The sequence below is a fragment of the Mycobacterium sp. OAE908 genome, assembly GCF_017872775.1.
Lineage (GTDB): Bacteria > Actinomycetota > Actinomycetes > Mycobacteriales > Mycobacteriaceae > Mycobacterium.
In genome coordinates this window covers 690811-716728 of record NZ_JAGGJL010000002.1, presented here as the reverse complement: position 1 = coordinate 716728, position 25918 = coordinate 690811, and the positions used below count along the sequence as shown (strand labels likewise).

Annotated in this window: 22 protein-coding genes; 5 read left to right on the top strand and 17 right to left on the bottom strand. The window is 65.5% G+C overall.

Annotation, left to right across the window (positions count from 1 at the left end; translation table 11 throughout):
* The first annotated feature begins 2 nt into the window (after nt 1-2).
* Complete coding sequence (locus tag J3E61_RS28585) at nt 3-1091, top strand: SAM-dependent methyltransferase (RefSeq protein WP_210086164.1); 1089 nt, start codon at nt 3-5, stop codon at nt 1089-1091.
* On the opposite strand, the gene J3E61_RS28580 is transcribed toward J3E61_RS28585, so the two are convergent.
* From J3E61_RS28580 to J3E61_RS28545, 8 genes are all read right to left on the bottom strand, one after another.
* Complete coding sequence (locus J3E61_RS28580; RefSeq protein ID WP_210086163.1) at nt 1092-2054, bottom strand: helix-turn-helix domain-containing protein; 963 nt, start codon at nt 2052-2054, stop codon at nt 1092-1094.
* A 46-nt stretch (nt 2055-2100) separates the two neighbouring features.
* Nucleotides 2101-3777, bottom strand: a complete 1677-nt coding sequence (locus J3E61_RS28575; protein ID WP_210086162.1) for an acetolactate synthase large subunit — start codon at nt 3775-3777, stop codon at nt 2101-2103.
* Nucleotides 3778-4229: 452 nt separating this feature from the next.
* A complete protein-coding gene (locus J3E61_RS28570; RefSeq protein ID WP_210086161.1) occupies nt 4230-4790 on the bottom strand; it encodes a sigma-70 family RNA polymerase sigma factor in 561 nt (186 codons plus the stop codon).
* 3 nt (nt 4791-4793) lie between these two features.
* Nucleotides 4794-6257 carry a catalase gene (locus J3E61_RS28565; RefSeq protein ID WP_210086160.1) on the bottom strand — a complete coding sequence of 488 codons (1464 nt, stop codon included), beginning with the start codon at nt 6255-6257 and terminating at the stop codon, nt 4794-4796.
* 2 nt (nt 6258-6259) lie between these two features.
* Nucleotides 6260-6727, bottom strand: coding sequence for a hypothetical protein (locus J3E61_RS28560; RefSeq protein ID WP_210086159.1), 468 nt, complete (start codon nt 6725-6727; stop codon nt 6260-6262).
* Between the two features lie 12 nt (nt 6728-6739).
* The gene (locus tag J3E61_RS28555; protein ID WP_210086158.1) at nt 6740-7393 is read right to left on the bottom strand and encodes an HD domain-containing protein; all 654 of its coding nucleotides are present in this window, start codon (nt 7391-7393) and stop codon (nt 6740-6742) included.
* 48 nt (nt 7394-7441) lie between these two features.
* Nucleotides 7442-10198, bottom strand: a complete 2757-nt coding sequence (locus J3E61_RS28550) for an AAA family ATPase (protein WP_210086734.1) — start codon at nt 10196-10198, stop codon at nt 7442-7444.
* 116 nt (nt 10199-10314) lie between these two features.
* Nucleotides 10315-13080, bottom strand: a complete 2766-nt coding sequence (locus tag J3E61_RS28545; RefSeq protein WP_210086157.1) for an AAA family ATPase — start codon at nt 13078-13080, stop codon at nt 10315-10317.
* Nucleotides 13081-13147: 67 nt separating this feature from the next.
* On the opposite strand from J3E61_RS28545, the gene J3E61_RS28540 reads away from it, so the two are divergent.
* Entirely contained in the window at nt 13148-14107 is a 960-nt protein-coding gene (locus J3E61_RS28540; protein WP_192723210.1) for a DJ-1/PfpI family protein, read from the top strand.
* A 20-nt stretch (nt 14108-14127) separates the two neighbouring features.
* Here J3E61_RS28540 and J3E61_RS28535 read toward each other — a convergent pair whose 3' ends face one another.
* The 4 genes from J3E61_RS28535 to J3E61_RS28520 form a co-directional block, all read right to left on the bottom strand.
* Entirely contained in the window at nt 14128-14526 is a 399-nt protein-coding gene (locus J3E61_RS28535; protein WP_210086733.1) for a cupin domain-containing protein, read from the bottom strand.
* A gap of 44 nt (nt 14527-14570) precedes the next feature.
* On the bottom strand, nt 14571-15497 hold the full coding sequence (locus tag J3E61_RS28530; RefSeq protein ID WP_210086156.1) for an NADP-dependent oxidoreductase: 927 nt from the start codon (nt 15495-15497) through the stop codon (nt 14571-14573).
* Nucleotides 15498-15508: 11 nt separating this feature from the next.
* Nucleotides 15509-16684: an MFS transporter gene (locus J3E61_RS28525; RefSeq protein WP_210086155.1), complete on the bottom strand. Its 1176-nt coding sequence runs from the start codon at nt 16682-16684 to the stop codon at nt 15509-15511.
* Between the two features lie 81 nt (nt 16685-16765).
* A complete protein-coding gene (locus tag J3E61_RS28520) occupies nt 16766-17404 on the bottom strand; it encodes an HD domain-containing protein (RefSeq protein ID WP_210086154.1) in 639 nt (212 codons plus the stop codon).
* Between the two features lie 319 nt (nt 17405-17723).
* Between J3E61_RS28520 and J3E61_RS28515 the strand changes: the two genes are divergently transcribed.
* Together J3E61_RS28515 and J3E61_RS28510 are read left to right on the top strand one after the other, a co-directional pair.
* Entirely contained in the window at nt 17724-18350 is a 627-nt protein-coding gene (locus tag J3E61_RS28515; protein ID WP_192723215.1) for a DJ-1/PfpI family protein, read from the top strand.
* The gene (locus tag J3E61_RS28510) at nt 18341-18646 is read left to right on the top strand and encodes a hypothetical protein (RefSeq protein ID WP_210086153.1); all 306 of its coding nucleotides are present in this window, start codon (nt 18341-18343) and stop codon (nt 18644-18646) included. Before J3E61_RS28515 ends, J3E61_RS28510 begins: the two co-directional genes overlap by 10 nt.
* Here the strand turns inward: J3E61_RS28510 and J3E61_RS28505 are convergent.
* From J3E61_RS28505 to J3E61_RS28495, 3 genes are all read right to left on the bottom strand, one after another.
* Entirely contained in the window at nt 18628-20367 is a 1740-nt protein-coding gene (locus J3E61_RS28505) for an acyl-CoA dehydrogenase (protein WP_210086152.1), read from the bottom strand. The two genes, J3E61_RS28510 and J3E61_RS28505, sit on opposite strands and share 19 nt — an antisense overlap.
* Nucleotides 20368-20377: 10 nt before the next feature.
* The gene (locus J3E61_RS28500) at nt 20378-22123 is read right to left on the bottom strand and encodes an Hsp70 family protein (protein ID WP_210086151.1); all 1746 of its coding nucleotides are present in this window, start codon (nt 22121-22123) and stop codon (nt 20378-20380) included.
* 61 nt (nt 22124-22184) lie between these two features.
* Nucleotides 22185-23282, bottom strand: a complete 1098-nt coding sequence (locus J3E61_RS28495) for a dihydrodipicolinate reductase (protein WP_192723219.1) — start codon at nt 23280-23282, stop codon at nt 22185-22187.
* Nucleotides 23283-23482: 200 nt separating this feature from the next.
* Here J3E61_RS28495 and J3E61_RS28490 point away from each other — a divergent pair, with 200 nt between their 5' ends.
* On the top strand, nt 23483-24226 hold the full coding sequence (locus tag J3E61_RS28490; protein ID WP_210086150.1) for a 3-oxoacyl-ACP reductase FabG: 744 nt from the start codon (nt 23483-23485) through the stop codon (nt 24224-24226).
* 1 nt (nt 24227) lies between these two features.
* Here J3E61_RS28490 and J3E61_RS28485 read toward each other — a convergent pair whose 3' ends face one another.
* Together J3E61_RS28485 and J3E61_RS28480 are read right to left on the bottom strand one after the other, a co-directional pair.
* Complete coding sequence (locus tag J3E61_RS28485; RefSeq protein ID WP_210086149.1) at nt 24228-25334, bottom strand: DUF4185 domain-containing protein; 1107 nt, start codon at nt 25332-25334, stop codon at nt 24228-24230.
* Nucleotides 25334-25855 (bottom strand): hypothetical protein, encoded by a 522-nt coding sequence (locus tag J3E61_RS28480; RefSeq protein ID WP_192723223.1) that lies wholly within the window; start codon nt 25853-25855, stop codon nt 25334-25336. The genes J3E61_RS28485 and J3E61_RS28480 overlap by 1 nt, the downstream gene beginning before the upstream one ends.
* Nucleotides 25856-25918: the final 63 nt, after the last annotated feature.

Sequence of the window (25918 nt, the reverse complement as noted above, 5' to 3'; positions counted from 1 at the left end):
GTGTGCCCGAATCGAGCATCGTCGTACGGCCGGAGCCGCTGAACAGCGGTTCCTATACGGCCAGCTCACGGCTGCAAGCAGCCGGATTACCGGTAGCGATAAAGCTTTTGGAAGACGCGGCCGAAACCGTCCCACTTCCCCGGCCACCGCAACCGATCGTGATCGCCGATTACGGGGCGTCAACCGGTCACAATTCCCTGCTGCCGATCTGCGCGGCAATTGCAGTGCTGCGCAAGCGGACCCGGCCCGAACATTCGATCTTGGTCGCGCACACAGACGTGGCCGACAACGACTTCACCGTGCTCTTCCAGACGCTCGACGACGACCCCGACTCGTACTTGAAGAAGGATGCGGCGTGCTTCGCATCGGCGATCGGCCGGTCGTTCTACCACCAGATTTTGCCGTCCAACAGCGTGCACCTTGGCTGGTCGTCATGGGCGATCCAGTGGCTCGGCAAGGTGCCCGCACCGGTGCCCGACCACCTACAGGTGTCCTACAGCGAAGACGAAAGTGTGAAGGCGGCCTACGCCAGGCAGGCGGCGATCGACTGGCATGAGTTCGTCGCGTTCCGCGGTCGTGAACTGTGCCCCGGCGGGCGCCTTGTCGTGCTGACAACTGCGGTTGGCGACGACGGCGAGTTCGGACACCGGCCGTTGTTCCGCGGCATGATCGCCGAACTCGCCGACCTCGTGGCTCAGGGTCTGCTCACCGAGGACGAGCGCTACCGTATGTGCATTCCGATGGTGTCTCGCCGGGCGGCGGATTTCTTGTCGCCGTTCGCGCCGAAGGGTCGATTCGAGCGACTCGAAATCGAGCACCTCGAGGTGTTCAACGCCGAGGACCGGTTCTGGTCCCAGTACCGAGTCGACCATGACGCCAAGGCTTTCGGCGTGCAGTGGGCGGCGTTCGCGAGGGCATCGGTGTTCCCGACGCTGGCTAGCGCGCTCGACGGCGGACGAAGTGATCCGCGGTGCGCCGAGTTCATGGAGCGGCTGGAGGCCGGTGTCGCGGCGCGGATGGCCGCGGAGCCGGAGGAGATGCAGATTCCGTTGGCTCAGGTGGTGCTGTGGAAGCGGCCCAAGCCCAGATGATCAGCCGGCCATCCGGTCGCGAAACGTGTTGCGATAGCTCTGCGGCGGCACTCCGGTGAGCCGCCGGAACTGCTCACGGAAATTGGCCGGCGAGCTGAATCCGACGTCGCGGCCGATCTTTTCGATAGCGTGGGCGGTGCTCTCCAGCAGCTGCTGAGCATGCCGGATGCGAACGCCGGTCACCCACTGCATCGGTGTCTGACCCGTCTCGGCCTGAAAGCGGCGGTTCAGTGTGCGCACGCTCATGGCGGCCCGCGTGGCGATGTCGCCGAGCGTCAGGTCGCGATGCGCCTGCTGCTCGATCCATGCCAGCACATCGTCGAGTTCGGTGCGCTCGGCAATGTGCTTGGCGGGAGCCACATTTCGCAAGATGAACTGCGCCTGTCCCCCGCTGCGATGCAACGGCGCGACAGCGAGGCGTGCGGCGTGCGCCGCTACGGCGGCGCCGTGATCGCGGGCCACCATGTGCAAGCACAGATCCAAGCCCGCCGATGCACCCGCGGAGGTCAGCACCTGGCCGTCGTCGACGTAGAGAACGTCGGGATCGAGATCCACCGCTGGGTACGTGGCACGAAACTCCTCGGCCGCCAGCCAGTGGGTGGTCGCGCGCCTTCCGTCCAGCAGTCCCGCTTCGGCAAGGCTGAAGGCGCCCGAACAGATCGACGCGATCCTGGCGCCGTTCGCATACGCCGCCTTGAGCACGCGCAGCACGTGATCGGGCGTGGCAACGGTGACGTCGTTGCGGCCGGGCACCACGATCGTGTCGGCCTCGGCCGCGGCGTCCATGCCGTGGTCGGTGGCGATGCGCATGGGGCCGGCGGTGACGACGGGTTCAGCGCCGCACACCAGAACCCGGTAGGCCGGTTCGCCGGTCAGCAGCGCTGCCCGACCGAACGTTTCGACGGCGGTGCACAAGTCGAACGCGATCGTGTCCGGCAGGGCCAGTACCGCGATGGTGTGCACAGCCCGACAGTAGCAGCCGCGATGGCAATATCACGGCGGCAGGCCCCTATCTGGCCAATACGGCGTCGATGAGGTGCGGTCCTGGCTCCGCGATCGCGGCGCTGAATTGGGTCGCGAGTTCTTCGACGGTGGTGGCCCGCGTGGCGCGAACACCGAACCCGTCGGCGATGGCGACGAAGTCGAGGTTCGGATTGGACAGGTCGAGCAGCGACTGCGCCTTCGCGCCGCCCGCAGTGGCGCCGACGCGCTGCAACTCGAGTTGCAGGATCGCGTAGGCGCGGTTGTTGAGGATGACGACGGTGATGTCGAGTCGTTCGCGAGCCATGGTCCACAACGCCGAAATCGTGTACATGGCGCTGCCGTCGGACTGCAGTGCGACGACGGGCCGGTGCGGCGCGGCGATGGCGGCGCCGACCGCGACCGGCAGTCCTTGTCCGATCGCACCTCCGGTCAGCGTCAGCACATCGTGCGGGGGTGACGCGGCCGTCGCATCGGGCAGCAGCAGACCGCTGGTGTTGGCCTCGTCGGAGATGATCGCGTTGTCGGGCAACAGCGCGCCGATGACGGAGGCCCAGTTGTCGGATCGCAATGGCCCGCTTGGTAATTGCGCCGGACTGGATGGGGACTCGACAAATGCTGGGGCGGCCAGACGGTCGGCGACGTCCGCCAAGCGTGAGGCCGGGACCGTGTGCACCTTTGCACCACTGGGCACCAGATCGCCGGGCAGGTTCGGGTACGCGAAGAAGGCGACCGGGGACCGCGCGCCCGCAAGGATCAAATGCCTTGCGCCCCTGAGCTGTTCCTGCGCCATTTCGGCGAAGTAGCCGAGCCGCGCGATGTCCGGCACACCTCGGCCCCGCGCCAGTCGGGCGGGAAACGTCTCGACGAGCACACGAGAGCCGGTGGCTGCCGAGATCCTCGCCGCGGCACGCAGACCGGACGCGGCGGTGGCCGCTCCGCCCAGCAGCAGCACTGCTTTCTCCCCGTACGTTTTCAGCAATTCCGCGGCACCGGCGACGTCCACGTCGGCTGACTCGCGCGTTCCGGTCGCCCACTCACTTCGTGGACCGAGTTTTGTCATCACGCGATACACGTGGCCTTCGACCGTTCTGGTCGATACGGTCAGCTGCTCGGCGACCTCGCGAATGGAGTGTCCCTGCGAAAGCAACTGTACGATCTCGCGCTCGCGATCGGTCAGTGGTGCCGATGGAGGTGCGTCGGCTTGCGCGTCGCCCCACGACAGGTCGGCCGGCAAGACGAGCGTCGCGATACGGCCGAGATTCGCCGAGGCAATGGCCCGGTCGACGGTCGCTGAGAGCTCAGCGGTTGACCCGGGCCGATGCACCGTGCCTGTCAGCCAGTGCCCCAGCACATCGATGTCGGATTGCAGCGGCGCATCAAGTCTTTGGTGATAGGTGGCGTGATCGCCGACGACGTTGACAACCGGGCTGTGCGCTCGTCGCGCATTGTGCAGGTTGGCCAATCCGTTCGCCATGCCCGGCCCCAGATGCAGCAGGGTGGCGGCGGGCTTACCCGCGATGCGCGCGTACCCGTCCGCTGCGCCGGTCACCACTCCTTCGAAGAGGCACAGCACCGCTCGCATCTGGGGAGCGGAGTCCAGCGCAGCGACGAAATGCATCTCCGATGTGCCGGGGTTGGCGAAACAGACGTCGACTTCGCCCGCGATCAGGCGGTCGATCACAACATGTGCACCGGTGGTCACCCACCAATGATGGCATTGGCCGCCAACACCTCCAGCGTTTGTTGTCACCTATCTATGACGCGCGGCTGGACGACTCCCGCTATGGGCGCGGATCCCAATCACTTTGGCAGTGACGGCCTGCGCCTTCAGCACCGGCCAACTACTCAGCCCGTAGCACCACGACGGCAGCGGCCACGCCTTGCGTCGCTTGCATTTGTCATGGCCCGGTTCCAATTCGACCCACTGCCAAGGCACGAGGGATTGCTTGTCGGATCCCGACGCAGGCGGATCACGGCTCGGCCCGGCGGCTACTCCGTCGTCAGGGGCTGCAGCGGCGCCTGACTGGTTGCTTCCGCCGTGAGGTTGGGCATCATCAGCGGATGCCGGGGCGGCGATGACAACCGCGAAGACAGCGAGCGAGGCGGCCACTGTGACAGTTGGGCATCCGCTGCGAGACCGCCGCCAGATGGTTGTCATGCAGCTGACACGCGACTGATTGGCTGCGAGATCAGACTGTTGCGCAGCTGTTTACGTCCTCTTGCGAGTCGCGACGACACCGTGCCGACCGGGCAATCTGAAATCGCGGCGATCTCCTTGCAGCTGAACTGCAGCACATCGGCGTAGAACACGGTCGTGCGCACGCTTTCCTGCAGCGCGGCCAACGCCGCCCGCAGGTCACCGTCCGTCATCGATTCCAAGGCCGACTCCTCAGCCGACCGAGCGGCATACGTCCGCAACGTGGCAGCCGAGTGCAGATCGGCAATGTCTCCCACCGCGAACTCATCCGGGCGACACCTAGTCTTGCGATATTGGCTGACCCAGGTGTTGTGCAAGATCCGATACAGCCATGCCCTGGCATTGGTGCCGTCACGAAAGGTGTGAAATCCGGCGTAAGCACGCAACATCACTTCCTGTGCGAGATCTTCCGCGTCTTGTCGGGTGCGTGTGAGAGTCGTTGCCGCAGCCAATATCTGGTCGCCGAGCGGTATGACGTGGCGACAGAAGCGTTCGGTGTCCTGCATTTGCGCCGGCATGCCCTACTCCTGCACGCCGCGACCGCGAACGGCTAATTCGATCCCGTCGCCGACCTCTTTGTCGATGTTCTTCCAATACTCGAATGCACGCTGCAGCACCTCCTCGGACACGGCGTTGCAGAGATGCTCTGCGACATTGTGGACCAACCGATGACGCGCAGGCGCGTCCATCACTTCTCGGACCAAAATCCCCGCTTGTGTCCAGTCGTCGTCGTTCGGCCGCAACGTGTATGCGGTACGCACCATTTCCCCGTCGGCGTACCAGAGGGCCTCGGCGGTACGTTGTGGGTCGGCCTGCGGTCCGCCCTTCGAGTTCGGTGCGTACACCGGGTCGGACGCGTTCTCGACGCGCATCCGACCGTCCTTGGAGTAACTGTGAACTTCGTTTCTCGGTGCGTTGACAGGAATCTGCTTGTAGTTGACTCCGATACGCGCTCGGTGCGCGTCCCCGTAGGCGAACGTGCGGGCCAGCAGCATCTTGTCGGGGCTCAATCCGGTCCCTGGCACTTGGTTCGCCGGGGCAAAGGCGGCCTGCTCGATCTCGGTGTGATGGTCGGTGAAGTTACGACTCAAGACGAGCTTGCCGACCTCCAGAAGCGGATAGTCGCTGTGCGGCCAGACTTTCGTCAGATCGAACGGGTTGATGCGATAGCTCTTGGCGTCTTCGAACGGCATGATCTGAACCTTCAGCGTCCAGCTCGGATGGTCGCCTCGCTTGATCGCCTCGTACAAGTCGCGCTGGTGGTAGTCGCCGTCGACGCCGGCTAGCCGGTCGGCTTCCGCCTGCTCTAGGTATTCGACGCCCTGATCGGAAATGAAGTGGTACTTGACCCAAGAGATCTGATCATCGGCGTTGATCCAGCTGTACGTGTGGCTGCCGTAACCGTGCATGTGCCGCCACGTCCGCGGAATGCCTCGGTCGCCGAACAACCAAGCCACTTGATGAGCACTCTCCGGCGACATCGTCCAGAAGTCCCATTGCATGTCGTTCTCGCGCATACCGGTATCGGCGCGGCGCTTCTGCGATCGAATGAAGTGCTGAAACTTCATCCCGTCCCGAATGAAGAACACCGGGGTGTTGTTGCCGACGATGTCGAGGTTGCCCTCCGCGGTGTAGAACCGCAGCGCGAACCCACGCGGGTCGCGCCAGGTGTCTGGGCTGCCGCGCTCCCCAGCCACGGTGGAGAAGCGGGCCAGGGTATTCGTCTTGACGCCGGGCTGAAAGACGGCAGCCCGGGTATAGGTCCGGACGTCCGCGCTCACTTCGAAATAGCCGAAGGCACCGGAGCCCTTGGCATGTGGCTGCCGCTCGGGTGTCCGCTCCCGGTTGAAGTTCGCCATTTGCTCTATCAGATAGTTGTCATGAAGCAGGATGGGGCCGTCAGGCCCGATGGTCAGCGAGTGGCCGTCACTGGCGACCGGTGCGCCAGCATCCGTTGTCGTGGCAATGCCCTTGTGTTGATTCATTATCAGGCTCTCGAATTCATGCGTCGCGACTCTGCCGTCAGCAGCAGGCCCTGCCATTCGACCATCTGCCCGATCTCGCCGAGGAGGTCGGCGATCAACTGGTCGGTGCCGCCTATCTGCTCATAAACGCGCCGAATAGTGCTGAGGGCGAGGGATATTCGCTGGGTTATCATGTTCACTGCGGCCGTTGCACATCGTTCCCCCGGCCTCAACGTTGGTACAGCGGCGGGGGTTTCGTTGATGATGAAGCGTCGGAGGCCGTCGTGGTCGGACTCGCGCACCAACTCCGCGACCGCATCACTGGCCTCTCGGGCGGTGCGCACGACTGCTTCCAGGCGATTCTGCATGCCGATGAATCTGGTTCCGCTGAAGTGTGCGTGCGCTTCCACGGCCTGGACATGGAGGTTGAACAGCTCGCCGAGCACCGTCGCCAGGTCGTGCCGCAGCGTCGGGGTGGAGGTTTTCGTCACGGCAGCACCCGACTATTCCGGCCAGTTGTTGTTGAGGATGATCGTCACGAAATCGTCTCGGACGAACGACGGATCGAAGTGGGCCAGCACGTCGGCGTTCATCGTGCCGAAGGTGCTGCGCGGACGATGCTTCATCCCGTCGGTAAACGCTTGCAAAATACGCTTTTTGAAGTCCGGCCGCGGGTGCGCGGACGTGACGGCGATCAGTGATTCCGACGACAGATCGTCTCGGCCCAAACCGAGCACGTCGGTCTCGACGCCTGCGGTGACCAGAGCGATTTCCGGCTCCAGGAACTCCGGTACCCCTGGTGTTGTGTGCAGTGCAATGCTCAGCCACACTCGGCGCGCCTCGGCTTCGTCGACTCCGTGTTGGAGCAGGAAGTCACGGGCTGCGTTGGCGCCGTCTACCTCGAACCGAAGACTCGAGGATGTGCGATACGGTTCTGTCAGCCCAAGGTCGTGAAACATCGCGCCCACGTAGAGCAATTCGAGGTCGGGCTTGAGGTTGCGCCGTTCACCCTGCAGGGCGCCGAAGAAGAACACCCGGCGTGAGTGGTCGAACAACAGGTCGTCCTCCGCACTTCTGATGAAGTCGGTGACGTCGCGGGTCAACGGCGTGTCAGGAACGGTTATTCCTGCGACAGAGGCGAATGTTTCGGTGGCCATGGGTCAATCTCCGTTCGGTCAGGCGTGTACTCCTCACTGTGCCGCCGGTCATCGAGCAGCAACATCACCCGTCGGGTGATTTCTAAGCTGGCCGCGCGAGTTGATGCCGAGTTTGGTGAAGGCGTTACGGACATGGGATTTCACCGTGTGCGGCGAGAGGTGCAGCTGCTTTGCGACGTCAGAGTTGGTCGCGCCATTGGCGATCAGGTTGACAACCCGCATCTCGGCGTCGGTCAGGCTGTCCCAGCCGGTCTTGTCACGCCGGGCTTGAACTCGCCGCACCACGCCCATCGATCGCAGGCGGCGAGCGACTCTGTGCGCGTCGGCCGCTGCCTCACATTCGACGAACGCGTCGAATGACGTGTTGAACTGGTCGACCGCTGCTGCGTTCCTGCCGACGCTGGCCAAGGCGACACCGGCGTCTTCTGTTGCTGATGCGGACAGCAACGGGCGATACGCCCGTAGCGCTGCAGCTGCACAGGCCAACGCAGCGCCATCGCATTCCAAGATGCCTCTGGCGTAGCCGGTGACGGCCTGGAAAATGGGGATGTCCTCGCTACTTGGCGCGAGTAGTTCAAGACTGCTCAGCACGCGAGCCCTCAGCCACGCGTCACCAGTGCTCACGGCCACCCGGGCGGTGCTGATCAACCTATCGAAAGCATTCGGCCACAACGGATTCAATACTTCACCACCGTCACGGCTGAGCCAATGCGCCGCTTCGTGTACATCACCGCAATGCCACGCCGCCAAGGCGAGCACGTATGCTGCGCCCCGACTGACCAGGGTCGCACCATGGGGATTGGCTGCACGCACCGCGACGACTGCTTCCTGCAGTGACTCGCGGTCACCGGTGTGCGCGGCCACCTCGGCCAGGATCAGCCACCGGTTCATGCTCATCTCGCTCGTGGCACCCCATAAGGGCGCGGCAACCCTCTCGAGCGTTCGTCGTGCAGTGGCCAAGTGGCCGGCAGCGAAGTGGATGGCTGCGACCTTCAGTGCCCATAGGGCAGTGGCGACATCGCTGCAATCTTGCTGGGCCACTTCGAAGCCGGGCAGCGCCAGGGCAGCAGCATCATCCGCGCGGCCGATGAAGCAGAGCACATTGCATCGGTGCACACCTGCCAGAACGAGTGCGAAGCTGGGATCGTCGTTGCGTGCGGGAGGGTCGAGGTCTTCGAACCTTTGCAATGCACGTAGTGGCTGGCCGTGGACGTAGTCGAGGATGGCCAGGGATATTTCGGTGATGACCCGTGTCTCCGTGTCGTCAGTGGCCGCAGCGGCCGCGACCGCCGGGGCGATGATCGCCTCATCGGCAGGCAAGCCACTCACGGCGTGGTTGCACAGCAGCCAGGCTTGATGACGTGATCTCGTCACGTCGCTGATGCTCTTCAACTGCAGAGCACGCTGGTTCTCTGACACACGGGTTTCCAGCGAGTCGCCGGGGGCGGGGATGCGTAGGCGCGCCTTCGCCTGATCTTCAGGCGATAGCTGCGCCAGCATTGCCGCCGCCAGTTCCTCGGCCTCCTGACATCTCGCTGAATGATTCAACAGCCACACGGTTTCCGCGACCAGCGAGCCCCGCTGCGGGTCGTCGCCAGCCAGCAGTTCGAGCGCACGTCGGCTCAACTCCGCCGCGGCACTCTTGTCGCTGGCCGCCACGCATCGCGCTGCCTCGCGTAACGTCGCGATGGCCGCCTGGTCGCCGACGTCGGCGCTGCGCGCCAGCTGGGTGGCCACTTCCGCTGGCGCAGCGCCCATCTGCAGCATGACGGTCACGGATTGTCGCTCGATCGCGCGCAGCAGCGAGGTGGGCAACGACTGACGTGTCGCATCACGCAGCAGGTCGTGCCGGAACCTCAGCTGATCCTCGTCCTCCACGAGCAGATCGGCACGCACGGCTTCTTCTATCGCTGACATCAGCGCCGCGGGTCGCCGGTCAAGCATCTGCGCTAACAGCGCCGCGGTGAACCGTTCTGGCAGCACCGCCGCGATCTGGATGACTTCCTTCGTCTCGTCTGACAAGGCGTCCAATCGCTGACTCATGTTGGTGCTCAACCGCCGCGGCAGATTGTCGCCATGAGCAACGGCGCAGCCTCGAGCGACGTGCAGGCGGGTTTCCTCGAGCAAGCCGCCGAGCAACTCGGTGATCAAGAACGGGTTGCCGTGTGCCTTACCGGCCAGCCTCAGCAGCGAGACATCGGCACGAGCCCGGACCGCGTCTTCGACAATGTCGATCACTCCCTCACGCCCGATCGGCGACAACCGGACGAACCGCGCGCCTCGGCGCTCCAGTTCGCCGAGGGTGTCGGCGACCGCGGGGCCGCCGGCGCCCGTTCGCGAGCTGAGTATCCAGAGCAACGGTGACTCGTGAGGGATCGCCGTCAGCGCTCGCAGCGCCATCAGCGTGCCGGTATCCGCCCAGTGAATGTCCTCGAGCAGGATCACCATTGGTGTATTGCCCGCAGCGGCGCGGATTGCGGTGCGCAGATCATGCACCACCCAGTAGTGCAGATCGGGCGAATTGCCCAGTCGGCGTAGCGCATCCGGATCGCCGACAGGCGGGTCCGCATACACGGTCGCCGTGAACAAAGCGAAGAACGGGACAGTCTGCTGGTACTCGAAGGCCTGGCCGACCAGCACCCGCATGCCGGCTGCTTCGGCGATGACTTTCGCCTCAGCCATCAGGCGGGTTTTGCCGATTCCCGGCGACCCCTCCACGACGAGTACGCCGCCACAACCCTGGTGCAACGACGAGATGAGCGACTTGATGACGTCAATTTCGGGTGCACGTCCCCGAATCGGCATTGAGGGCGTGGGCGTGCGCGGCCGTCGTTCCGCCGGGCCATCGACGCTCGTCACAGTGTCGACGATGGTGCATACGGACCATTGCTCGCATCCACCACTGGCTAGCGCGGACTGGGTTAGTTCAAGACATACTCCAGCTGGCTGCGCGACGAGATATCGAGCTTGGTGAAGACTTTGCGCAGGTGATATTGAACGGTTTTGGAACTGATGAACAAGCGGGTGGCGATTTCCGGATTCGACAATCCCTCGCGCGCCAATCGAGCGACCTGAATTTCCTGCGCTGTCAATTCCGGAGTGCGGGTGACAGTGCGCTTACGGGACGTCTCGCCGGTGGCGAGCAGTTCGCGACTCGCGCGTTCTGCGAATGCGGCCATGCCCATGGACTCGAACATTTGGTGAGCCGTTCGCAGATGCTCGCGAGCGTCGACGCGTCGGCGCTCGCGGCGCAGCCATTCGCCGTAGATCAGGTGCGCGCGGGCCAGTTCGGTTCGCACGCGGCTGTCGCCGAAGCGAGTGATGGCTTCCTGGTATAGGTTTTCGGCTCCGTCGCCGTCGGTTATCAGCGCACGGGAGCGCGCTTCCACACCGAGTGCCCAGTTCGTGCCACTGGCACCGGTCATCTCGACGATCCACTCCAGGGTCTGCGAAGCGGCGTCGGTCATCCCGCTGCGAACCGCGGCCTCGACGTGCTCGGCGGCCGCCCAATTCGCCACGCCCGGATATCGAACATCGGGATACTCCTGGTGGTACAGCGCCTGCTCGGCAGCCGCCATCGCCTCGGGATACTCGCCCTGTCCGTTATGCAGAACCGCTCGGGTCCACTCGGCGACTGCAGTCCCAATACCTTCTCCCCGCAGGGGCACCTCCCGCGCGGTCTTGTCTATCAACGCAAATGCCTCGCTCTGGTCCCCACGCAGCGCTGCCAGGCGCATGGCGGCATACGGCGCGAGATTGCCGCCGGTCGCTTCCGTCACTGCCTCTTGCTCGTCGACCAGCGCGCCGGCTGCCGAAAGATCACCCGCGAACAACAGCAACATGGCGCGGGTGCTCAGCGCCAGCGGAAGCTCACTCAGTGCGCCGCTAGCCCGGGCAAGGTGAAGATAGCGACTGGACAGCGGATCCCAATGATCGTCGTCCCACAGGTGCAGGGCTGCGAGGTTGATCAACCACATCCACCGCAGTTCCTCGTCCGGCGACATGTCTTGGCCGAAGGTCGCCAGCGCGTCACGGAGAGCGGGCACGGCCGCCGCGTATCCGGCGACGAAGTTCGTTGCCAGGCCGTCGAGCAAATGATCGGAGGACCGCGACGGCTGGGTGGGCGTCGGCGCCCGCACGGCGGCTCGTGCCACCTCGACGACGTGACCGCCGGGGGCTGCGAGTCGTCCGGCGAATGCGGCTGCGTTGATCGCGTCCAGGTAGGTCTGCCGGGCCAGGCCGGCATCGATCTGTTCGAATCTCTTTGCCGCGGTGAGCAATAGCGCAGGAGCGTCGCCGCCGCGATTTGTTGCGAAGGCGAGTGCGCCGCGGAGCAGTTGGAGGCTGGCCTGTTGCGCTTCATCCAGCGGGCCGCTCTCGGCCATGGCCAGCAACTCTGTCGTCGCGTCGAACGCGCCGGCCTGAAATTTCGTGCCGGCCGCGGCGAGCGCGCGTGCCGCCCGCCCCGCGGAGTCGAGCGTGAGCAACGCTGCGCGTTCCAGGAACGCGGCCGCAGCGGCCAGTCCGCCCCTGGCTCGCGCTTGTTCAGCGGAGCGCTCCAGTTCCGCGGCGATCTCCTCGTCGGGGCCCGGGCTCGCCTCGGCCCGATGCCACACCCGCCGATCGGGATCGACTGTGGCATCGGTTTCTTCGGCCAACGCGCCATGCGCTGCTCGCCGACCGTCAAGGGAGGCCGACCAGTAGGCCACCGCACGGGCCAGCGGATGGCGAAACCGGACGCGCGTGCCGATCTCCGCGATGCCGGCCTCGACCGCGGGGCCGGCCGCTTCTGCCGCCAACCCCAGGCGCCGCGCCGCACGCCACACCAGGCCTGGGTCGCCGGTAGGGTCAGCGGCCGCGAGGGCGAGTAGCTGCCGAGTATCGGCGGGCAGGGCAGTGATGCGGCGACGAAAGTTCTCCTCGACTGCGCCGGAAAGCGTTGCAGCAGTGGGTAATCCAAAGCCTCCGGCCAAGTTCGCGGGAGAAAGACCGCGGGGCAGTTCGAGCAGGGCAAGCGGATTGCCGCGGGTCTCTGCGACGATCTGATCGCGAACTCTATTGTCGATCCGCCCTGGAATGACGGTGGCCAGAAGCTCCCGCGCTTCGGCGTCGGATAGCCCATCGATTCGCAGCTTCGGCAGGCCGGCCAGTTCGTCGGCGGGTGTGCGGGTGGCAAATATCATGCCTACCGACTCGGCCCCGAGCCGGCGCGCGACGAAGGCCAGCACCTGCGCCGACGCTCGGTCAAGCCACTGATGATCATCGATCAAACAGAGCAGCGGCCGGTCGTCAGCCCCGGCGGAGAGCAGTCCGAGTACCGACAGACCGATCAGAAACTGATCGGGCGCCGACCCGGCCGCCATCCCGAATGCGACCTGCAGCGCCTGCCGCTGTGGTTCCGGCACCTCCACGAGGCGGTCCAGCATCGGCGCGCACACCTGATGCAGGCCGGCGAACGGCAACTCCAATTCCGATTCGATGCCGGCGGTGCGCACGATTCGGCAGTCCGGCACCCGCGCCGCCAGGTGGTCGATGAGTGCGGTCTTGCCCACACCGGCGTCCCCGTACACGACCAGGGCGCGACTCTCGCCCGTCCGCACCGCTGCCACCAGTTGGTCGAGCACGTCGCGTTCTGAACGACGGCCGGTCAACTTGGTTGCCGGACCGTCTGGCGGCGGTGTCGACATGGGAAACGAGGTTAACTGAACCGCCGGTCTGACGCCTGACCCCGGCCGGCCGGATTATCGTTCGGACATGTCACGCTGCGTCGCGATTCTCGTCTACGACGGCGTGACCCTATTGGACGTCGCGGGTCCGGCGGAGGTGTTCAAGGAGGCCAATCGGTTTGGTGCCGATTACCGAATCGCGTTGCTGTCGCCGACGGGCGAGGACGTCATGTCCAATCTCGGGTTCGGGGTCACCGTCGATGGCGGCGTTTCCTGCGAGCACCCGCCGGACACGTACCTGGTGGCCGGTTCCGACCGCTATCCGCGGACTCCTGTGCCAGAAGCACTGGCGGAAGCGGCGCGGGTGCCTGCGACGGGAGCCCGTCGCGTCGCATCAATCTGTACCGGCGCGTTCATCCTCGCCGCTGCCGGCCTCCTCGATGGCAAGCGTGCGACCACACACTGGAAGGTCACCCGCGAGCTCGCCAGCCGATGCCCGACATGCCGGGTCGAACCCGACGCGATCTACGTTCGTGACGGCAGCACGTACACATCAGCGGGAGTAACCGCGGGAATCGATCTGGCCCTCGCACTCGTCGAAGAGGATTACGGACCGGACTTGACCCGCGACGTCGCCCGCGCACTGGTGGTCTACATGCAGCGTTCCGGTGGCCAGTCGCAGTTCTCCGCTCCACTGCAAGGACCGCCGCCTCGCTCCCCCGCGCTGCGCAAGGTCACCGATCTGGTGACGGCCAACCCGCATGGCAATTACTCGCTGACTGAATTGGCCAGACACCTCAACGTAAGCACCCGGCACCTGAATAGGCTCTTTCGCGAAGAACTGTCCACCACGCCGGCCCGGTACGTGGAAGAGATCCGCTTCGACATGGCCAGGGCGCTGCTCGACCAAAGACACACCGCGACGGATGCCGCGACTCGGGCCGGATTTCCCAGCTACGAAAGCATGCGACGCGTATTCGCGAGGAAGTTGGGAATCAGTCCCGCGGCCTATCAGCGTCGCTTCGGCACCACGCGCCGCGCCAACTAGGGATTGCTGAGGGCGGACGCCTATGAGTGCGGATCGTCGACCTTGAGCTGCTCTCCGGTGGTGGCGACGAACACCACCAACAGTTTCGCCTCTGCGGTTTGGCTGGCGTTCTCGGTGGCCACGTGGTGGGCGCCCGGCGGCTCGTACCAGTTCTCGCCTTGGTGATACACATGCGCGGACTGGCCTTCGAGCTGGCTGCTTACGGCGCCTTCGAGGACGTAGGCGTAAACGAAAGCGTCGCCGTGGCGGTGAGGGACAGCGCGAGCGCCTGGCGGGAAGCTCACAATCGCGGAGGTGAACGTTTTGCCCGGGGCGTTCGGAAGCGCCTGTGTGAAAAGGGGCGCCAGTGTCTCGGCCGGATGCGCCGACGCAGTGTCGGCCTGTGGTTCGGCCGCAGGTGCGCCGCAGGAGACGATCATGGCGGCGAGTGCGAAGGTCAACAGTCCCTTGGCAATACGGGTCCTCATCGGCGCTCTCCTGCTACTTGGATGACCGTTTTTCCGGGAGCGCGTCGACGGCGGCTGAACGCGTCGACGGTCTCGGCCAGGGGGCGCACCGAACTGATGATCGGCTTCAGCCGTCCGTCGCGCAGTCGCTCGGCGAGCCCGGCTAGCTGCGTGCGGTCCGGTTCGACGACGAAGAACACGGCGCGCCCTTCCTCGGGGTGCACCTTCGGTGGCGCGGCGATTGTGACGAGGGTGCCCCCGGGGCGCACCAGAGCCGTTGACCGCTCGAGGATTTCGCTGCCGATGACATCGAAGACGACGTCGACTTGACCGACGTCCTCCAGTGGGTCGGCGCCGAGATCGACGAACGCCTGTGCACCGAGGCCCAGCACGACGTCGCGGTCTTCGGACCGTCCGGTGCCGATCACGTGAGCACCCACCTCGAGTGCAAGCTGGACGACTATCGACCCCACGCCGCCGGCAGCGCCGTGGACCAAGACGGTCTGGCCGGCGGTCAGCCCGGCGTGAACGAATAGTCCTTGCCAGGCGGTCAGCCCTGAGATCGGCAGTGCCGCCGCCACAGTGTGGTCGATGTCGGCGGCCAGCGGGACGAGGTTGCGCGCCTCCACCGCGGTGTATTCGGCCAGGGAGCCGTCGCGGCACCAGTCGGTGAGGCCGAACACCCGTTGACCGATGGTGAGACCGGTTGTGCCATAACCTAACTCGACAACCACCCCGGATAGTTCGTGTCCCGGAACGGTCGGGGTTCGGTCTCGGCCGGCCCGGTCGGTCCAGGTGGCGGGCCACTCGAGTTCGCCGGGCGTGAAGCCGGCTGCGTGGACTCGCACGATGACGTCGTTCTCGGCGGCGTGGGGGTAGGGCACGTCGGCCAGCTCGAGGCCACCGATACCGGCGTCCCGGTCTCGTGCGGTGATGGCTTGCATGTCGGGTCCTTTCATGCGGTTTCTCGAACGATGGACGGCTGCAAACGACGTGACGGCGGCGGTTCCGGCCGGGAGACGAGGCGACGACCGCCGTGGAGCGCCGCGGCAAGAGACAGCGCTCCGACAAGCGCGGCGTACAGGTAGCTTGTGGACTCGAGTCCCCACGACGGGGCGGCCAGTCCGGCGGCGAGAGCCGGAAGACCCAGCGCCGCATAGCTGATCACGAAGGCGGCGGAAAACACCTCCGATCGTGACTTCGCAGTGGCGGCCTCACTGATGTCACGAAATGTTCCGTTGAACGTCAGGCCGACACCTAGACCGGAAACGATCGACGCACCAATGAAAGTCGACGCGGACCCGAAGGCCAGGGCGGCGGCCAAACCAGCCGCGCCCAATGACAGCAGGACCGCTCCGAGGGCGGTGGCACCTCGCGCCGAGCGCCGCGCCGCCCACAGTCCACCCGCGCTGTTGGCGATGTACAGCACCGTGATGCTGAGACCCCCGGCAGCGCTGAATCGCACATGCAGGACGTCGCGCACTACGGATGGAGCGAGAGCGAGGAAGAATCCGGTGATGGACCACCCCGCCACGATGGCGGGAACCGCAGCGAAGAACTGCCGCCGTGATTCGCGCGGAACCCGGATCCGCGGACGCAGGGCAGCACGTCCTCCCGGGCGCCGAACGGCGGTCTCGGGAATCGCGAACAGGAGGGCGGCAAGGATCAGGAACGCCAGCGTGAGTGCCGGAAAAATCGCAGCGTCGGGACGGGGACTGAGCTGAACCAGGGCGCCCGCCAAACCTCCACCCAAGGCCAGTCCGAAACTGGTGCCGACGGCGGTCATCGTCGGCCCTGCGTGCGGGCGGCCCACGGGGGATAACTCGACCAGGCCGGCGGCGAGGGCACCCGTCGCCATTCCCGTTGCAATGCCCTGCACCACCCGGGCGAGCAGGAGCGAGATGACGCCTCCAGCCGCGCAGAAGATCGCTGTCCCTGCGGCGGCCACCAGAATGGACACCACCAACACCGGACGCCGCCCGAGGTGGTCACTCAGCGATCCGACCGTCAACAGGGCACCTATCAACCCGGCCACGTATACGGCGAAGACCAGAGTCACGGTGGTGACTGAAAAGCCCCACCGCTCCCGGTACAGCGGGTAGATCGGCGACGGTGCGCTGGTTGATGCCATGAGCAGCACGTTGGCGAAGACGAGGACGCTGAAGGAGCTACCTCGTCCGAGCGTGAAGCGCCTTGCCCCATGCATCGTCGATCAGCTTGGCCAGGCCGAGCCGAGCATGCGCTCGACAGTGGTTGTGCGCCGGTACTCGGGCATGAAGTGCTCCACCACATCGGAGTTCACGGTTCCATTCGTCGTCTCCGGCCGGTTCTTGAACCCGTCGAAGTAGGCTTGCAGGAACTCGTTCTTGAAGTCGCCCCGCGGATGAACGGCGAGTATTTCGTCCACCTCGTCGGTGTTCAGATCGTCAAGGCCGAAGCCGACCACATCGGTCATCACACCCAGATGGGTGGCGGCGATCTCCGGACCCATCCGGCCAGGAATCCCCGGTGTCGTGTGCAGCGCGATGGCCGTCCACACGGTATCTGCTGCGGCGGTGGAGAATCCGTGCTCGATCAAGAACTTGCGCCCGTGGTCGGCCCCATCGACCTCGAAACGCTGTTCCACATCGGAGTAGGGGGTCACGAGACCGGTGTCGTGAAACATGGCGGCCAAATAGAGCAGTTCGGGATCCGGTGTCATGCCGAGCCGCCGGGCGTGAAGCTGACCGAACAGGAACACCCTGCGGGAGTGGTGGTAGAGCAATGGGCTGGTCGTCTCCGAGACGATACGAGTCGATTCGGTGACCGCCGCGGTCTCCGGAAGCTCCACGCCCCCAACGATTTCTGACATGATTTCCGCCCCTTCTTGTCGTGGTTGTGAGACCGTGCCTGATATCGATACTGGCGGTAGCCGCACGTTGTGCGCCGCCTCAATCCGGCCAGGAATCCCTCAAAAGTGGACGACGAAAGAGATCGGCCGACGGTCACGTCTTATGCAACGCGGGCCGCCGAGTGATCGCTGCATGCCGCGGCCTGCCCGCACCCACGGCCCAACTGGCCTCGAGCACATCTTCAGCTTCAGCCCGGTCGATAGCTGACTGGCAACATTTCGGCGGGCAATGACCGCCTGACCGCTGTTCCACGACGGTCGGCGACCCGACGATGAACAGGTGCACGCACAGATTGTGTTGTTCGACGGGTTCGACCCGCTCGATGCCATCGCGCCGTTCGAAGTGCTGGCCGCGGGCAGCGACGAAGTGGGCGGCGCCTTGGACGTCGAACTGGTCTCGGCCGAGGGCCCGCGGGCTGTGGTCAGCGGGACCCGCGGCATGGTGTTACATGCGACTGCCCAACTCGATCCCGCGAAGCCCGGCTACGTCATCGTGCCGGGTGCCAGCGGTCCCATCGACGGCGATCCCGACGAGGTCGACACGATCCCCGTTCTTCTGGCCCGCTTCGGCGAGACGGCAGCGGTGCCGTTGATTCAGCAGGCGATGCAGAATCCCGACATCACTGTCGCGACCGTCTGCGGTGGATCACTCGCGCTCGCCATGGCGGGGCTGCTCGAGGGCAGACACGCCGTCACGCATCACCTCGGCATGGACGTGTTGGACGCCACCGGCGTCAACGTCGTTCATGCCCGGGTCGTCGACGACGGCGATCTGATCACCGCGGGTGGGGTGACCTCCGGCCTCGATCTCGCACTGCATCTACTGCACCGAAGCTATGGGCCGCGCGTTGCGCTGGCTGTCGAATCGTTGTTCGCCTACGAGCGCAGAGGAACGGTATGGAGCTAGCCGGACAGTGGGACGTGACGATCAAGACGCCGATCGGATCACTGGCGGTGGTGTACACATTCGCCGACGACGGGGTCACCGGCACCGCGACCGCAAAGGGCGAAACGGTTCCGCTGCGCGGCATCGTCGTTGCGGGACAACGGGTTACCTGGCGTCAATCGGTGACCAAGCCGATGCGGCTGAACCTCGAATTCGACGTCGTAGTCGATGGCGACCGGCTGACCGGTCACTCCAAGGCCGGGCGGCTGCCGCGGTCAGCCGTGACAGGTGTGCGACGTCAGGGTCGCATCGCGTAGGCGCCGTCGTAGGCCTTGACGCGCTCCCACACCCGGTTGAATCGGTCTGCATCGGTCACGGGTTTGCGGATTGCACCCAAGGCCCAGTCCTGTTGAGCCTGCGTCGAGCTCGGCTTGCCGTGCAGCGCAACGGCATAGGTGGAGAAGTCGCGGATCTGGAAGTCGAAGATCTGATCCACGATGTCGTCATCGATCCCGGTCAGCGCGGCCTGCTCCAGGATGAGCTGGCCGTAGACGATCAGCGAGAACAAATGCCCCACGTTGAGCATGAAGTCGAGATCCTTCTGCTGATCCGCATCGGGGGCCGCGCTTGCCAGCAGCGTCGAAAACGCCTGAGCCTGTTCGTAGAACCGTGCGACATTCGCGATCCCCGCGTTCCGCTCGTAAACCGGCTTCCAGTCCGCGAACTGCACCTTGGCCGCGCCGCGCGTCGGTCCCTGGTTCCAAAAGAACACGTCGTCGGCAGGATCGTTGCGGGTCGGGATCTCCGGATACTCGGCGGGATTGAACATGTAGTTGGGCATGAACTTCAGCACCAGGCCGACGTTGACATGTACGGTGCCCTCGAGTCTCGGCAGCGTGCCGATCAACTGCGAGACCTCACGGAACATCGTGTTCTTCTCATATCCCTTGGCGGCGATCACGTCGTGCAGGGCACGCAGTACGGTCTCGCCCTCCATGGTGACCTTCGCCTTGGTCATCGGGTTGAACAGCAGATACCTCCGGTCGTCGAGGCTGGCGCTGCGGAAGTAGTCGACAGAGCGCTGACTGAACAGTTTCATCGCGACCAGTCGTGCGTACGCGTCGACGAAATTGGCTCGCACATGGGTGAAGTCGGTGACCGGATTGCCGTAGAGGATTCGGTTCTGCGCGTGTGTGATCGCCTCGTAGAAGGCGTGTTCGGTCATGCCGATCGTGCACGTGCACAAGTTGAACTTGCCGACGTTGACCGTATTCAGTGCTGCGGCAAAGGCTTCCACGCCGGTATGTAGGATGTCGGATTCCCGCACCGGATAGTTCTCCAGCCGGAACGTACTCACGTAAATCTGCATGTGCACGACGTTGTCGATCAGGTGGTAGTTCTCGTGCTGGCTGTCGACGGCGAAGAAGACGTAAGCATCCTGACCCTCGACGTCGCCGCGGCGCCCGAACACCGACACCATGCTGGCGACGTTGCCGTTGCCGATGTAGTACTTCTCCCCCGACGCCCGGTACAGGATGCCGTCGGCGCGGTCCTGTTCGCTGGCGGGCGTGAGCACCATGTCGGTGTTGTAGACGTCGGCGCCGTGTTCGCGCTCGGACAGCCCGAAGGCCATCACCTCTCCGGTGTCCAGGTCGTCGGCGGCCTTGAGCTTGGCGTCCTTGTTCTCGCTCTGCCAGATCGGTCCGAGGCCAAGGATCGTGACCTGCTCGGTGTACCAGTAGGTCAGCCCGTAGAACCCGAGGATCTCCGACAGCGCGGCGTTGCGCGCGGCGTCCCACCGCTTGTTCGGGTCGCCGTCGGCGAACTCCGACGGTGTCAGAAAGGTCGCGAACAGTTTCTCGCGCTTGACGAAGTCGACGAAATCCGCGGGCCACTGCGCCGCCAGGTCGGCGTCGAGGATGCGCTTTTTGCCCTGGCCCTCGAACCAATCGATGGTGGCGCGCAGCAGTCGCCGCGTCTCCTCGTCGAACTGCTGTGGGTCGTAGGTGTTCGGATCGAAGAGCAAGCCGTCGGTCATGCACGCGAGCCTAGGGCTGCGCCGGTATCTGGGGTGCAGGAACCCACGGCAGACCGGGGATCGTCGGATACGGGGCGGTCGGACTCCACGGCGGCGGCTGCGACGTCGGCGGAGCTTCGGTGGTCGGCGGGGGCGCCTCCGAAGTGGGCGGCGGCGGTGGAGGCGCCTCCGTGGTCTCCGGCGGAGGCGGCGGAGCTTCGGTCGCGGTCTGCGGAGGCGGCGCCTGCTGGGTCACCGTGCGGGTCTGTGGTGCGCGCGTCTGCGGCGCAGGCGCCTGAGTCTCTGGCGGTGGTGCGGCCGCGGTGGTCGTCGGGGCCGGCGTCGTGGTCGTGGTGACGGGGGCGGTGGTCGAGGCAGGCGCCGGCGTGGAGTCGTCGCGCATCACGTACAGCACGGCGGCGGTCAGCGCGGCCAGGACGGCCAGTACGCCTGCGAGCAGCACCAGCGCGGGCTTGCGGTACCACGGCAGCGGCGCCGCCTCCTGCTCGATGGGGTCGCGATCGAACTGCATTTGAGGACGCGGGTCATAGCCGGCGTCTGCCGGTGCGGCGTACTCGTATGGGTCACCGGCCGTGACATCGGGAACGTCGTCGGCGTCCGACCACGCCAACGCGTGAAACGTGCTCGACTGCGGCGCGTCCTGCGGTCCGACTTCGGGTGCCATCGCGGTGGCTGCGCCCGCCGCGGCGGCGACACCGGGTGCCACCGCCATCGACGTCGCGCCCTCGTCGACTGTGCCGCGCACCGCCCGCAGGCCTGCCCCGATCGCGGCTGCCAGCTCCGGCTGCGCCGCGGTGATGACGGGTACCCGAAAGTGTTCGGACAGTGTGGTGGTGACGATCGGGATGCGCGCCCCACCGCCGACGGTCGCCACGGCGACGAGGTCGGCGCCCCGAATTCCGTTGCGCTCCAATGAATCCTGAACGACGCCGACGAAGTCGGCGAGCGGCGTGCGGATCGCCTCGTCGAGTTCGTTGCGGGTCAGTCGCACGTCGCTGCGATGCCCTGGCAGCTCGGCCACCAATGAAGTGACGGCGGCGGTGGAGAGCCGCTCCTTGGCTCCGCGGCACTGGGCGCGCAGCCGGCTCAGTGAGCCGATGGCCGAGGTGCCGGACAGATCGATGGTGCCCGCGGCCGACAAGTCATTGATGACGTGGGTGAGCAACGCCTGATCGATGAGATCGCCGGACAGGTCGGTGTGACGGACTGTCGGGCCGACTGGCGCGAAACCGGTCGTGGCGTCGACGAGCGTGATGCTGGTTCCGGTGCCGCCGAAATCGCAGAGCGCGATCACGCCGCGAGTCGGCACCCCGGGATCGTCCTGCAATGCGGTGAGCGCTGCCGACGCGTCGGATAGCAGCCGCGCCTGCTTGAGCTCCGGCATCGCCGATAGGGCGTTACGCAGTGCGTCGACGGCCGCGGGTCGCCAATGCGCGGGGTACGTGACGGCGACCGGGCCCGCCGCCGGCTTGCCGACGGTGTAGAGCATGGCGCGCAGCGCGTCGGCGAGCACTTTGTCGGCCAGATGTGAGGACCCGTCGGCTGCGACGATCCCGACGGGGTCGCCGACGCGGTCGACGAAGTCGGTGATGATCAGGCCACGTTCGGTCAGGTTGGGGTTTTCACTGGGCACACCGACCTCGGGTGGTCGGTGCGGATACAGCGTCACCACCGGCGAGCGCGTCACCGCGGTCCGCCCTACTACGACGGCGGTCAGGTTGGTGGCACCAACCGACAGCCCTACCCCGTCAGACATGTCACTCCGTCTCGATGAAACCCTATCGGTATTCCATCTTGTCTCACGGCGCCAGCGTTACTCAGCGAATGGTCCCCACACCGGGAATCAGTGGTAGATCCAGAGCCGTCACCCAGCCTGGCGAAAGGTCGTTGACCGCGGGCACCGCGTTGAGCGCCCGCAGGCCGGTGGCGAGGCAGCCTGCGGCGGCGGCATCGCGCCCCGAGCCGTCGGTGAACCGGAACGCCGTCTCCTGGAAAATGCTCGGTGTGCCCTCGATGTCGACGCGATAGACATCGTTCTGCGTGCCAGACGGCCAGTCCGGTGCGGCGTCGTTGCCGATCCTGTTGACGTGTTCGAGTTGAATACGGGTCTCGCCCTGGTATACGCCGTTGATCGTGAACCGCACGGCCGCAACGTTTCCTGGCTCGATGATGCCCTTGGCCGACTTGCGCTCGGTGGGCGTCACCCACTTGTCCCACGTCGTGGTGATCTCGTCGAGCATGATGCCTGCCGCGTGCGCGATCATCGGAACTGTTGCGCCCCAAGCAAAGACCAGAATGTCGGGGTTTTCCAGCAGAGGTCGGTACTCCGGCGGCTTGCCGATGCCCATCTCGAACTCGTAGTCGCCTTCGTAGTTCGTGTAGTCCAGCAGTTCGGAGGCACGCACCTTGCGAACCTCTGAACACAGTCCCATCAGTGTCATCGGGAACAGGTCGTTGGCGAAACCCGGGTCGATGCCGGTGGTGAAGCAGGAGGAGCCGCCGAGTTCGCAGGCCACGGTGATGGGCTCGATCCAGTTCGGCGGGTTGAGGTGCATGGTCGGCCACACCCAGGGCGTCATCGCCGTGGAAACCACGTCGATGCCCGCCCGCAGGAAGCGGGTGATCAGCGCGATGTTGTCGTCGGCGTGCGCGGCGGTCGGACCATAGTGCACCAGCGCGTCCGGTTTCAGCGCGATGAGCGCATCGACATCGTCGGTGGCGGACAGCCCGAGTTCTTCACCGAGAGAACAGATTTCACCGATGTCGCGGCCGACCTTGTCCGGGTTGCTCACCCCGACGCCGACCAGTTCGAACAGCGGATGCTTGACGATTTCGCCGATCACCATCCGGCCGACGAAACCGGTGCCCCAGACGACGACGCGCTTCCTGTCAGATTGCTTCACGGCCTTCACCATAGGCGGGCTCGCGATCCCCGGTGAGCAAGTTCGAGAGTCGGCGAACCTCGTTCCGTCGTTCGTCGATCTGCGCCCGCGTCGCCGCTTCGCTGACGGTGTCCTCCTCGGCGCGGGCAGCCAGACCTCGAGGTTGTGCCAGCACCTGCAGCGAATACTGACCTGGCGGGAATGTTCTCGCCGCGTTGCGCCTTGAGGGAGGCATGACTTCATCACTTACTGGACGGCGTGCCCTCGTAACCGGCGGATCGCGCGGCATCGGCGCCGAAATCGTTCGGCGGCTGGCTGCCGATGGCGCAGCCGTTGCCTTCACCTACGGCGCATCGGCGGTCGAGGCCGAGAAGCTGGTTGCGCAGGTCGGCGAGGCCGGCGGCACCGCGGTCGCCATTCAGGCCGACAGCGCGGACCCCGAACAGGTGGCCAGGTCGGTCGACGATGCCGTCGCACAACTGGGCGGGTTGGACATCCTGGTCAACAACGCGGGCGTGGCGTACGTCGCCGACACCGAGTCGTTCCCACTCGACGAGTTCGACCGTCTCGTGGCCGTCAACGTGCGTGCCGTCTTCGTCGCGGTGCAGCGAGCACTTCCTCATCTCGGCGAGGGTGGCCGGATCATCAATATCGGCAGCGTCAACGCCGACCGGGTACCCGCTGCCGGCCTCGCCGTGTATGCGATGACCAAGGGCGCCGTCAAGAGCCTCACCCTGGGGCTGGCGCGCGAGCTCGGACCGCGCGGCATCACCGTCAACAACATTCAGCCCGGGCCGATCGCCACCGACATGAACCCCGAAGAGGGCGAATTCGCCGATTGGGCAAGGCCGTTGACGTCGCTGGGCCGCTACGGTCAGACCAGCGACATCGCCAGCGCGGTGAGTTATTTGGCAGGGCCGGAAGCGTCCTATGTGACCGGCGCCAACTGGAACGTCGACGGCGGTATCACGGTTTAGTTCACAGGTTGATCGGGTCAGGCGGCGGTACGGTCGTCGTGGTGTCTCGCAGCGCGGCCTTGAACTGCATTGCGCGGTAAGGCCATCCGATGTCGGTGTTCCACTGGGACACCACGAGACCGACGCCGCCCTGCACATCGAACCGCGAGCCTGGCAACAGGTAGCCGCCGTAGAGTTGGGCGACCCTGTTCTTGGCGTGGTTCTCGTCGTTCCATGACGAACCGAGCACGGGCATCTGGAGTTCAGTGGTGTGCATGTTGGCGACGGGTGAATCGACGACGCGGTAACCCAGCGCATACTGCGACGCCAGGAATCCGCCGAGCACCCACTTGCCTTGGGCCATCCGGCGAAACGTCAGCTCGCCCCATTTCTCGCCCTGCGGCGTGATCGGCGTGGCCGGCTGTCCCCACGCCCACTGACCGGCACTGTAGCCCCAGCTGACATATCGCGACTTCTGCCCGATGTCGTCGGGTCGCACGCGCATCAGGATGATGCCCTTGTCGCGCTGAAATCCCGTCGCCACGACGTAAACCCAGCCGTCGTCCGGGTCGTAGTCCCACGACCAGCATTGGGCGTGGCCGCCGTACAGATCGGCGGGAAACTTCGCCTCCTCACCCATGTGTGACCACGAGACGCCGCTGTCGTCGGAGCGCCAGATCTCGGTCCAGACGACGTGGCCGAACCCTCGATTCACGATGGCGTGCAAGTAAATCGAGTCGCCGACGCGCAGCAGGTCTGAGGGGATCACGGTGCTGATGCCGCCGTGTGTCCAGCCGGTGGCGGCATCGTCATGGATGTAGTGCCACAGCTGGTTGGCGTAATTCGGGTCGTCTCCCCCGGCCCGCTCGTAAACGATTTCGTGGTCGGCGTCGCCGGTGCCGATCAGCACGACGGGCGAGCGCCAGTCACCCTGGCCGACCTTGCGGCCGGAGAACGTATCGCCGAACACCGAAACCAGCTTGCCGTTGGGCGCGACGACCGACGCCCCGAGGTCGGTGCATGTGACGCCCCAACGGCTGGTGCGGCGCGGCCCGGTCAGGTTGACCACCTTGCCGTTGAGCAGCGGGACGGCAGTACCGGTGTGAGCCCTCCGGCGCCAGCGGGCCACTACTGGCAGATGCGCAGTCCGGCGGGCTCGCAGTACAGCGGATACTGCTCGACCGGAAATGGCAGCGGTCCCTGGTAAGTCATAGTGAACGGGATCGTGATGATCCCCGGCTGCAGTCCGCAAACGTCGTTGTGGGCGATGTTGCGGGTGCCCGTCATGGTGAGGTCGTCGAACTTGAACGTCTCGACCGTTGGCGCCCAGCTACCGTCGGGGCATTGCATCCCCTGGCTGGTGTTATAGGTCCACTCCCAGACGCCGCCGGTCAACCGTGCGAGACCGCTGGCCAGACCTGACGACCCGGCCATGTGCAGCCTGCAGGCGACCGGCAGGTTCAGCGGCTCTCGCAGGTCGCCGACCACCGGTACGCAGGACGGCCAGATCGAGTAGGTCCCGCTGTCACCCTGCTCCGGCGTGTAGGTGTAGACGCCCTGGACGACCTGATCGGCGTGGGCGGGGCCCGCGAACCCAAGGGCCGCGCACGCCATGATGACGGCTGCGGCCAGACCACGGAATATTCTCACGTCGCTGAGTATCGCAGCCTTCGTTTCGCTAAGTCACGGTTTGGTGGCGCGCCCGGAGTTTCG